The following is a 9846-nucleotide window of genomic DNA, read 5'->3' as shown; positions in this document are numbered from 1 at the left end:
ACACCAATCTCAGCCGCGGCGAGTGCTTCGGCAGCCAGAAAATCTGCGCAGCCCGCGCCATGGTCTTCCTCAGCCGCACCTTCTGAGCGAGCAGCCGGGGCGGCACGGAGCCTATTTCCGCGCCGCCATCGCCGCCGTCCGCAGCGGTGCCCGCGTGGGCTATGTGATGGCAGCGGGGGAAAATGCAGGCGGGGAGGCCTTTCTGGAACTCTCGCGTCAGGAAGGCTTCGACGCCACGACCCTGCGGACCAGCCCGCAGGCTCCAACAGGCATCTATTTCGCCACCCATAATCCGCGGCCTCACCAATTCGCCTTCTACCGCAACGACAACGCGGCGGCCCGCTCAGAGCGGAGTGCACTCATATCGGGTCATGTGCTGACGGCTCGCGAATGGAGCCTCCTCAAGCCGCTCTTGCCGAAGCGGCGCACCGGCCGGCCCCGTAGGATCATCAGGTCATTCTCGGCGCGCTACTCTGGCTCGACGAACTACTGCGCCGCGTCGGGATCTCCTGGACCGGCGCGGTTGGTGGCGAACGCGGGCCGGGTGCCGGAGGCGGTATTTACAACGCACGTCGCTGCGCATAGCCTCAGTGACCGAGTAAATAACTCGTACTGCGAATTGCCGGCTGGGCGAGCGCATTCGACGAAAAGCATCGGGAGGATAATGTGCGTCTTCGGTGGCAAGGCTGTGCCTGTCCCGCGCAGGTGCCTGCGTGAGCGGCCCGCTTGCGGGGCTGCGCGTTGTCGAGGTCGGTGTGGCAATGGCCGGGCCGTTCTGCGCCATGACCCTCGGCGATTTCGGGGCTGAGGTCATCAAGATCGAGCGCACGGGAGCGGGGGATGACAGCCGCGCCTGGCCGCCGCATTTTGGCGGCGCCATGGGCTACTACTTCAGCTCGGCCAACCGCAACAAACGCAGCGTTGCCCTGGATCTGAAGACGCCCGAGGGCGTTGAAGTGGCGCGCCGCTTGATCAACCAGGCCGATGTGCTGGTGGATAACTACCGCATCGGCGCGCTGGCGCGACTGGGGCTTGATTGGGAAAGCCTCAGCGCAGCGAACCCGCGGCTGATCTACTGCTCCGTGAGCGGTTTCGGCGCCACCGGCCCGCGCGCCGAGGAACCGGCGAACGACCTGTTCATGCAGGCCTATTCGGGTGGCATGAGCATCACCGGGGAAGAAGGGGGCGGCCCCGTGAAAATGGGTATCTCGGTGGCCGATGTCGGCGCCGGGATGCTGGCCACCATCGGCGTGATGATGGCGATCGAGGCGCGGCACCAAACCGGCCGGGGGCAGCGTGTCGATACCTCGCTGCTGGAGGGCCAGATTGCCATGCTGGCGCATTTCATCACCCGCTACTTTGCCTCAGGGCAGGTGCCGGGGCCGAGCGGCAGCGGCGCGCTGACGAGCCCTACCTACCGGGCGTACCGCGCCTCTGACGACTGGATTGTCATCTCGGCCTTCAACGAGCGCATGTGGCGCGGTCTCTGCGCTGCGCTGGATCGGCCTGAATGGGTGGATGACCCACGCTTCGCCGATGCGGGCCGCCGTGTTGCCAACAGGGGCGAACTGATCGAGCTGATCGGGCAGACTGTCGCGCCGCAGACGGTCGCCTACTGGGAGGCGCGCCTGAAGGCCAATGAGGTGCCCTGCTGCCCCATCAACCGCATCGACAAGGTGGTGGCCGAGGAACAGGTCGCGGCCCGTGGGATGATCGCGGAGATCGAACTTCCGGGCCTCGGGCCCATGCGCATGGCCGGGTTGCCGGTGAAGCTGAGCGAGACGCCAGCCGCCATCGGGCTGCCGCCGCCGCGCCTCGGGCAGCACACGGCCGAGGTGATGCGTGGTCTCGGATATGACGAGGCACAGATTGAGGCGCTGGGCCAGCGGGGCGCCGTCGGTGTCGACCAAGGCTGGCGCGAGGGAGATCTCCCGCCGCGCGCCGGCTAACGCGCGGCTTCACAGGAAAGGACCAGTTCGGCATGGCGCTGCTGACGGACGAGGCACGCAGTTTTATCGGGCGGGAGAGCCCGCCCTTCGCCGCCTGCGACGCGGTGGAACCCGGCGCGGTGCGCCGATACGCCCAGGCGATCATGGATCCCGATCCCGCCTATGCCTCCGACGAGGCGGGCGCGCACTATGGCGGTGCGGTTGCGCCCCCTCTCTATCCATCCTTCATGTTCCGCACGCCCTTCGGCGCGCCCGACGTGCTGACGGAGCGCGCGCATGACCCGGACTTCGACGGCATCGTCATGGGCGTTGGCAACGGCCTTCCGGAACTGCCGCTTCATGGCCTGGCGCTGCTCAACGGAGGCGCCGAGGTGGAATTCTATGCCTATGCCCGGCATGGCGAGCGTGTGCTGCAGAAATCCCGCTATGCGGACATCTACGAACGCGAGACCAAGTCCGGACCGATGATCTTCGTCATCATCGAGACCGAGTTCACAACCGAGGCGGGCCAGCTGCTGCTGCGCGCGCGCAAGACCATCATCCGGCGGTGAGCAGCATGCGCGAGAGAATCGACTTCGAGGATGTCGCCGTCGGCGACGACGTCGGGCCGCTAGGGAAGGGGCCCTTCACCACGCCACATCTGATGCGCTGGTCTGCGGCAATGGAGAACTGGCACAAGATCCACTACGACCAGCCCTTCGCCACGGGACATGACAAGCTGCCAGGGCTGCTGATCAATGGGTCTCTCAAGCAGCAGTTCATCGCACAGCTCCTGAAGGATTGGGCCGGGCGCGCCGGCTGGGTCTGGCAGGTGAAGTTTCAGTTCCGCGCCATGAATGTGGTGGGGGAGACGCTTACCATCTGGGCCAAGGTCAAGGGGAAGCGCGCGACGCCTGCCTATGGGCTGGTCGATCTCGATGTCGGAATCCGCAACGAAAAGGGCGTCGAATCCACGCCGGGTTCTGCGGTGGTCGCGCTGCCCTATCGCGGGCGTGAGCCGGTGCCCTATCCCTTCGTTCCTCCGCCAGCGTGAGCATGGCTGACGCGGCAGCGGAGATGGATGAGCCCGGGGAAGTCACGACCCTGCGCCGGGCTGCGCGGCGGATCGAGACGCCCTGCGGTGCCGGGCGCCTGGTCTGGCACGAGTGGGGGGAAGGCCCGCCGCTCCTACTGCTGCACGGAGGCTCGGGCTCTTGGCGGCACTGGCTTCGCATCATTCCACGCTGGAGCGACCGGCGCCGTGTCCTCGTGCCGGACCTGCCCGGACTGGGTGAGTCCGGAATGCCGCCGGAGCCGGGTTCCATCGAAGCCGTCGCAGGCGTCGTTGCTGCCGGGCTCGGTGCCCTGATCGGCCCGGAGGAAAGCTGCGACTTGGTGGGCTTCTCCTTCGGCGCGACCGTCGCGGCGCATACGGCGCTGCTCCTGGGAAGGGGGGCGCGTTCCGTCACTCTGGTGGGTGCCGGGGGACTGGTGCCGGCGCGGCGGCCGATGGTTCTCGAGAAGGTGCGGGGGAAAGCTGGCGAAGCGCTGGTCGAGGCGCACCGCACGAACCTCGCCCTGATCATGATTGCCGATCCTGCCCGGATCGACGCGCTGGCCCTCGCGATCCAGGACTGGAACTCGCGCCATGCGCGGCTGGATACGCGCCGCTACGCCGCCGAGGGCGCGCTTCCACGTGCGTTGCGGCTCCTCCGCTGCCGGGTGGACGCGGTCTGGGGTGCCGATGACCAGCTGGCCTATTGGGGACTGCCGGAGCGCCAGGCTGCGCTGTGGGCGCTCTGCCCCGGGGCACGCATCCGGATCCTGCCCGATGCGGGACACTGGGTTGCCTATGAAGCGCCGGAACGCCTCGACGCCGTGCTGCGGGAGTTCCTGGAACCCTATGGCGGCGCACCAGAGTCTCAGCGGAAGGGGTGAGGGATGCTTCGACGGAACATGGTGCGGGCAGGCGCCGGCCTCGTGCTGGCAGGCGGCGCAGCAAGGGCAGCCGAGGCTTGGCCAACCAGGCCGCTCCGCCTCGTCGTGCCCTATTCCCCCGGCGGCGGGGCCGACATCCTTGCGCGGGCGGTGATGGCGCGCGTGTCGGAGCGCCTGGGCCAGCCCATCGTAATCGAGAACCGCGGCGGCGCGAACACCATCATCGGGACCCAACTGATCACCCAGTCGCCGTCTGACGGCACGAACTTCGTGGTCGGCACCTCCTCGATGGCGTTGAACACCTTCCTATATCGCAAGCTGCCCTTCGATGTTGAGCGGGACCTGGTGCCTGTCGCCCTGCTGGCAATGGTCCCCTTCGTCCTCGTGGTGAATCCTCAGCTTCCCGTGCATTCGGTGGCCGATCTCATCGCATACGGCAAGAAGACCGAGGGCGGGCTGATGTTCGGCTCATACGGTGCCGGCAGCATCGCCCATCTCAGTGGGATGCTGCTGGGGCGCAGTGCTGGATTCGAGGCGACGCATGTGGCCTATCCGGGCTCGGCGCCTGTCCTGCTCGACCTGATGGGCGGACGCATCGCCTTCGCCTTCAGCACCATCCTGCCGGCCGTGCCGGAGATCCGGAACGGGCGGATGCGGGCCCTCGCCGTGACGACTCCCGAGCGCGTCACCGCCCTTCCTGCTCTGCCGACGATAGGCGAGGCCGGGATGCCGGGCTTCGACGCGGCGGGCTGGAATTCCGTACATGCGCCGCGGGGAACGCCGGAGGAGGCGCTGCGCCGGATGAATGCCGAGATGCTCGCCGTGCTGGACCTGCCCGAGATCCGGCGCCTCTTTGGCGAGCAGGGCTATGAGATCCCGCCCTCCTCCCGGAACACACCGGCGGCATTGGCGGCGCTGCATCGCGCCGACATGGAGAAATGGGGAAAGATCATCCGCGAGGCGGAGATCCGGTTGGACTGAGTGCCCCGTCGATTCCTTGACCAGCCGGGATGCAACCGGTTAACCTCGCAATAGGATAGGTGCTTCGCAGTGCGAATAACCGGCGGGCTGATCCGCATGCTGCAGTGATCAGACCGCTCTGCCATCACAGCCCTGACCTCACGAAGCAGGAACAGCCATGCAGTTCGGATACACCCCTGAGCAAGAAGCACTGCGACGTGAGGTCCTGGCCTTCATCGCCGAGCATGTCACTCCCGAGGTGATGCAGGAGAAATCCGCGCAGGACGACTTCCAGCGCGGGCCCGAGGCGGGCGATCCCTTCGGGCCGCACATGCGGGAATTGTACCGGAAGATCGGCGAGCGCGGCTGGCTCGGGATTGCCTATCCGCGGGAGTATGGCGGCCAAGGTGGCGATCGCATCAGCCAGTACATCGTCGAGGAGGAGTTCCAGCGCGTCGGCCTCAACATCGGATTGAGCGGCAGCGGCGCGCCGGCCATCATGGCCGCGGGTACCGAGGAGCAGAAGCGCTACTTCATCCCGAAGCTGATCAGCCGGGAGTTTTCCTTCGCACTGGGCTTCACCGAGCCCCATGCCGGCGCGGACCTGGCCAGCATCCGTTGCCGTGCAGTACGCGACGGGGACGATTACGTCATCAATGGGCAGAAGATCTACACCACCTCGGGCCACATCTCGACGCATATCTACCTGATCGCGCGCACGGACCCGAGCCTGCCGAAACGCGAGGGCCTGTCGATCTTCCTGTTCCCGATGGACACGCCCGGCATCACGGTGCGCCCGCTATGGTCGATCCAGAACAACCCGCGCGCGCCGCATGGCACGACCTATGGCGAGGCACGGACGAACGAGACCTTCTTCGACAACGTGCGAGTGCCCAAGACGGCGCTTCTTGGGGGCGAGAACAAGGGATGGAAGGTCGCGGCGGCCGGGCTCAACCTCGATCGCGTCGGTGCCTTCCGCTACGTCATGTCGATCCGCCGGGACGAGGACATCGTCAACTGGATCAAGGAAACCAAGCTGGACGGCTACGCCGACAACCCCGCGGTCCGTGACAAGGTGGCAGAGCTGTGGATCGAGGCGCAGGTCTGTCGGCTAATGACGATGCGGAGCATGTCCATCGTCCAGCGGGGCCGCGACTTCACCTATGAGGGTGCGGCCGAGAAGGTATGGGCGCCCGAGCACGGGGTGCGCACGACCGAAGCTATCACGCAGATGCTCGGTCCCTATGGGCAGCTGCTGCGGGGCTCGCCGCATGCGGTCGAGGACGGCGTCTTCGCCCATAACGTGCTGGGAGCCTTCCAGTCCGGTGTCAACCACGGCGGCGTCCAGATCATGCGGGACCAGGTCGCGCGGCGCGGGCTCGGCATGCCGGCGCCTCGCCGGAAGGCTGCCAGCAAGTAGTCGAACCTGCCGGGAAAGGCAGGCCGGCATCGTCCGAGATCAAGTGAGATGGTGGACCTTTGAAATGGATGTCCTGCTGACCGACGAACAGGAGATGGTGCGCGCCTCGGCGCGGGACTTCCTGGAGGGGGAGTGCTCGCCGCAGCTCGTGCGCGCCATGGAGGTGGACCCGCTCGGCTATCCACCGGAACTCTGGCGCAAGGCGGCCGAACTCGGCTGGCAGGGCATATCTCTGCCGGAGGCCTATGGCGGTTCAGGCCTGCCGCTCGTCTATCTCGGTCTGATCCTCCAGGAGGTCGGCCGGGCTGTCGCGCCGCTACCGCTCCACAGCACCTGCGTCGCGGCGCTGACCGTCGCAGAGGCGGGCACGAAGGCGCAGTGCGAGGCCGTTCTTCCCGGTGTCGTAGCCGGTGAGAAAATCCTGACCTGGGCCTTCACGGATGAGGACCCGCGTTTCCAGCCAGAAGCCGTGACGATGAGCGCCGTCGGCGAGGGCGGGGAGTATGTCCTCTCCGGTCGCAAGATGTTCGTGGACAACTTCGTCTCGGCGGACCACTGCCTCGTCGCCTGCCGCACCGCGCCGGCAAGGGGCAGTAGCGCAGGGTTGTCCCTCTTCCTCGTCGACACGAAGTCCGATGGCATCTCCCAGACGCCGCTCGTGACGACGGCCAAGGACAAGCAGAGCGAGGTGGTCTTCGACCGCGTCCGGGTTCCCGCCGCGAACCTGATCGGGCGCGTGAATGAGGGCTGGCCTATCATCGAACGGATGCTGGACAGGGCGACGGCCCTGCTCTGTGCCCAGTTGCTCGGCGCCACCCGCAAGGATGCCGAGTTGGCGATCGAATATGCGAAGATGCGCGAGGCCTTCGACCAGCCGATCGGCGCATTCCAGTCGATCCAGCACATGTGCGCCGACATGATCATCTGGATCGATGGCGGAGAGCTCCTCACCTACGAGGCCCTGTGGCGGATGGACGAGGGACTGCCCCACCGTGTCGAGGTCTCGCAGGCGAAGGCCTTCTGCAACGAGAAATGCCTCGCCTCCGCGAGAAATGCGCAGATCATCCATGGCGGGATCGGGTTCATGATGGAGCTGGATCTGCATCTCTGGTATCGCCGTGTCGCCGCCTGGACCATGCGCCTCGGCACCACCTACGAGCATCGCGCCCGGGTCGCCGAGGGCCTTATCGACCATCCAGGTCGGGTCGTGCTCGGACAGCCGGTTCCCGTTGCGGAAGCGAGCGAGGAACCGCAACGCGACCGCTACGTGGCCTGATGCGGCGCGCTGCTGGATCGGGCCCTCGGCCCGGTCCGGCGGCACAGCTCGCAGGCAGGTCCCGTTTCAGGGATACCAAGGCCGCTCGGGCGATCCCCCCCAGGCCGTCGATCCGGCGGGGCCACTCCTCTCGGACAGCCCCGCGCGGCATCGAGGGCCCTTCGCCTCAGGTACGGATTTTTGCCTTGTCGATGATGGCGACCAGTTTTGCCACCGACGCACTGAAGCTTCTCTTCGTCTGCTCGGGATTCATCGGTTCGCCCGGTACGAAGCCCTGGTCCTCCAGGATGCGCTGCAGCTCAGTGTCCTTTAGGCACTTCACCGTTGCCTCGTTAAGCCGGAGAACGCGATCGGCCGGAACGCCCGAAGGCACGAACATCACATTCATGCTGACGCATTCATAGGACGGCAGCCCGGCTTCGGCGATGGTCGGCACGCCGGGAAGGGCCTTGAGATGCTGCAGGCCGGTGAGGCCGAGTGGGCGGAGACGGCCTGCCTCGATTGCTGGCAGGGCAGGGGGGATGGTGCAGAAGCTCATGGAGACGCGTCCGCCCATGACGTCGTTCAGGCCGGGGGCCGTGCCGTTATAGGGGACGTGCAGCGTCTCCGTGCCGGCCAGCATGTTGAACATCTCGGCTGCCAGGTGCCCCGCGCCGCCGACCCCGAAGGAGGCGTAGCTGAGCTGCCCAGGCCGCGCTCTCGCGTAATCGATCAACTCCTTCACATTGCGCACGGGCAGCGAGGGATTGATGACGAGCAGATAGGGAACGAGCGTGAGCACTGCCACGGCCGTCAGGTCGCGATCCGCGTCATAGGGCGTTTGCGTCCCCATATGGGACATGAGCGCCAACTGCGTGCCGCCGGAAAGCACCGTGTAGCCGTCGGGCTCCGAGCGGGCGACGTATTGTGTGGCAAGCATGGTGGAGGCGCCAGGCCGGTTCTCCACGATGGTGGTCTGTCCGATGTGATGCGAGAAGCGCACACCGAAGGCGCGGGCCATCAGATCGACCGACCCGCCCGGCGTATAAGGCACCACGAGTTTGACGGGGCGGTTCGGGAAGTCTTGCGCCTGGGCCGAGGCGGCGCCTGCAAGCCCCGCGCTGACTGTGCCGACCAAGCCCGCGAGACTGCGTCGTGTGATCATGCTGCCTTCCTCCCTGGCCGGCGGCGAAGTCCCTGAGATCGGATCCGCCGGCTACTCAACTTGTTTTAATTCGCTACGCGAATTGTGTATTAGCTTTAAACTTGCCCTGTTTCCGGCTATGGGATCAATGGTCTTTTTCTCGTTCGGGAACGCGCCGGCGGCGCGGTCTCCGGACCCGGCGGATTGACGGCCGGCATCAAGAACCCAGAGGAACAGTTCCATGTCCGACCTTCCGAAGCATGTGCACGTCCAGGAGGAAGGGCCGCGTGAAGGCTTTCAGATCGAGCCGGGGCCGATCGCGACGGCCGACAAGATCCGCCTGATCGAAGCCCTGGCCGAGACAGGACTCGCGCATATCCAGGTCTGTTCCTTCGTCAGCCCCAAGATCGTGCCCGGTTGGGCGGATGCCGAGGCGACGGTGGCCGGTTTTAAAACAAAGCCCGGCGTGCATTACACGGCCCTCTGGTTCAACGAGAGCGGACTGAACCGTGCGCTGTCCTTTCGCGACAAGCTGACCATCTCAGGCTCCATTTCGCTGACGGCGTCGGAAGGCTTCACGAAGAAGAACCTGAACCGCACCCATGCCGAGAACCTGGCCGCGATGCGCAAGCAGACGGCCGTGCATCTCGCGAGCGGCGTGCCGGTGCGGCGCATCGGCGTCATGGCCGCCTTCGGCTGCAACTACCAGGGGGACATTTCACCCGAGCAGGTGATCAGCACGCTGGAGGACGGACTCGCCATCGCGAAGGAGGCCGGGGCCGAGATCACGGATTTCTCGCTCGCGGACACGATGGGCTGGGCCATGCCGTCACGCATCGAGCGGGTGATCGGGGAAGTTCGGTCCCGCTGGCCAGAGAAGCGCATTACGCTCCACCTGCATGACACGCGCGGCCTTGCGGTGGCGAATGCGCATGCGGCGATCAAAATGGGCATCGACCGCTTCGACGCGACGGTCGGCGGCCTCGGCGGATGCCCCTTCGCCGGGCAGAAGGGCGCAGCCGGCAACATCTGCTCCGAGGAGTTGGTCCTGCTTTGCCACGAAATGGGCATCGAGACCGGCGTCGACCTCGACGCGCTGATCGAGGTGGGGCGCATGGCGGAGTCGATCGTGGGGCACCAGCTGCCGAGCGAACTCATCCATGCCGGCAGCCTGGACGCCTTCCGCCGGGCGGCGTGAGGC

At 66.4% G+C, this 9846-nt stretch carries 11 protein-coding genes; 9 read left to right on the top strand and 2 right to left on the bottom strand.

Annotated elements, in window-relative coordinates; genetic code table 11:
* Positions 1–22 precede the first annotated feature (22 nt).
* The 8 genes from GSE44_RS26565 to GSE44_RS22415 all read left to right on the top strand — a co-directional run bounded on the left by GSE44_RS26565 (position 23) and on the right by GSE44_RS22415 (position 7522).
* The gene (locus GSE44_RS26565) at positions 23–808 is read left to right on the top strand and encodes a PfkB family carbohydrate kinase (protein ID WP_408015145.1); all 786 of its coding nucleotides are present in this window, start codon (positions 23–25) and stop codon (positions 806–808) included.
* Entirely contained in the window at positions 714–1949 is a 1236-nt protein-coding gene (locus GSE44_RS22445; RefSeq protein WP_159351073.1) for a CaiB/BaiF CoA transferase family protein, read from the top strand. The genes GSE44_RS26565 and GSE44_RS22445 overlap by 95 nt, the downstream gene beginning before the upstream one ends.
* A gap of 32 nt (positions 1950–1981) precedes the next feature.
* Positions 1982–2500, top strand: coding sequence for an FAS1-like dehydratase domain-containing protein (locus tag GSE44_RS22440; RefSeq protein ID WP_159351072.1), 519 nt, complete (start codon positions 1982–1984; stop codon positions 2498–2500).
* 5 nt (positions 2501–2505) lie between these two features.
* Positions 2506–2982, top strand: a complete 477-nt coding sequence (locus GSE44_RS22435) for a hotdog family protein (protein WP_159351071.1) — start codon at positions 2506–2508, stop codon at positions 2980–2982.
* A 2-nt stretch (positions 2983–2984) separates the two neighbouring features.
* Positions 2985–3866, top strand: coding sequence for an alpha/beta fold hydrolase (locus tag GSE44_RS22430; RefSeq protein WP_159351070.1), 882 nt, complete (start codon positions 2985–2987; stop codon positions 3864–3866).
* A 3-nt stretch (positions 3867–3869) separates the two neighbouring features.
* Positions 3870–4847, top strand: a complete 978-nt coding sequence (locus tag GSE44_RS22425; RefSeq protein ID WP_159351069.1) for a tripartite tricarboxylate transporter substrate binding protein — start codon at positions 3870–3872, stop codon at positions 4845–4847.
* Between the two features lie 157 nt (positions 4848–5004).
* On the top strand, positions 5005–6246 hold the full coding sequence (locus tag GSE44_RS22420; RefSeq protein ID WP_159351068.1) for an acyl-CoA dehydrogenase family protein: 1242 nt from the start codon (positions 5005–5007) through the stop codon (positions 6244–6246).
* Between the two features lie 64 nt (positions 6247–6310).
* Positions 6311–7522 (top strand): acyl-CoA dehydrogenase family protein, encoded by a 1212-nt coding sequence (locus tag GSE44_RS22415; RefSeq protein ID WP_159351067.1) that lies wholly within the window; start codon positions 6311–6313, stop codon positions 7520–7522.
* Between the two features lie 166 nt (positions 7523–7688).
* On the opposite strand, the gene GSE44_RS22410 is transcribed toward GSE44_RS22415, so the two are convergent.
* Together GSE44_RS22410 and GSE44_RS22405 are read right to left on the bottom strand one after the other, a co-directional pair.
* Positions 7689–8666 carry a Bug family tripartite tricarboxylate transporter substrate binding protein gene (locus GSE44_RS22410; protein WP_159351066.1) on the bottom strand — a complete coding sequence of 326 codons (978 nt, stop codon included), beginning with the start codon at positions 8664–8666 and terminating at the stop codon, positions 7689–7691.
* Between the two features lie 51 nt (positions 8667–8717).
* Complete coding sequence (locus tag GSE44_RS22405) at positions 8718–8888, bottom strand: hypothetical protein (RefSeq protein WP_159351065.1); 171 nt, start codon at positions 8886–8888, stop codon at positions 8718–8720.
* Between GSE44_RS22405 and GSE44_RS22400 the strand changes: the two genes are divergently transcribed.
* On the top strand, positions 8887–9843 hold the full coding sequence (locus GSE44_RS22400; RefSeq protein WP_159351064.1) for a hydroxymethylglutaryl-CoA lyase: 957 nt from the start codon (positions 8887–8889) through the stop codon (positions 9841–9843). The two genes, GSE44_RS22405 and GSE44_RS22400, sit on opposite strands and share 2 nt — an antisense overlap.
* The last annotated feature ends 3 nt before the right edge of the window (positions 9844–9846 follow it).

Origin of the sequence: Muricoccus harenae, from assembly GCF_009848505.1 — a bacterium.
Taxonomy (GTDB): Bacteria; Pseudomonadota; Alphaproteobacteria; order Acetobacterales; family Acetobacteraceae; genus Roseomonas; species Roseomonas harenae.
The sequence above is the reverse complement of the archived record's forward strand: the minus strand, read 5'-3'. Positions and strand labels throughout refer to the sequence as shown.

Coding starts and splice junctions, on each gene's coding strand:
- GSE44_RS22440 (WP_159351072.1), top strand. CDS start 1,982: ATGGCGCTGCTGACGGACGAGGCACGCAGTTTTATCGGGCGGGAGAGC.
- GSE44_RS22420 (WP_159351068.1), top strand. CDS start 5,005: ATGCAGTTCGGATACACCCCTGAGCAAGAAGCACTGCGACGTGAGGTC.
- GSE44_RS22410 (WP_159351066.1), bottom strand. CDS start 8,666: ATGATCACACGACGCAGTCTCGCGGGCTTGGTCGGCACAGTCAGCGCG.
- GSE44_RS22400 (WP_159351064.1), top strand. CDS start 8,887: ATGTCCGACCTTCCGAAGCATGTGCACGTCCAGGAGGAAGGGCCGCGT.
- GSE44_RS22430 (WP_159351070.1), top strand. CDS start 2,985: ATGGCTGACGCGGCAGCGGAGATGGATGAGCCCGGGGAAGTCACGACC.
- GSE44_RS22405 (WP_159351065.1), bottom strand. CDS start 8,888: ATGGAACTGTTCCTCTGGGTTCTTGATGCCGGCCGTCAATCCGCCGGG.
- GSE44_RS22425 (WP_159351069.1), top strand. CDS start 3,870: ATGCTTCGACGGAACATGGTGCGGGCAGGCGCCGGCCTCGTGCTGGCA.
- GSE44_RS22435 (WP_159351071.1), top strand. CDS start 2,506: ATGCGCGAGAGAATCGACTTCGAGGATGTCGCCGTCGGCGACGACGTC.
- GSE44_RS22415 (WP_159351067.1), top strand. CDS start 6,311: ATGGATGTCCTGCTGACCGACGAACAGGAGATGGTGCGCGCCTCGGCG.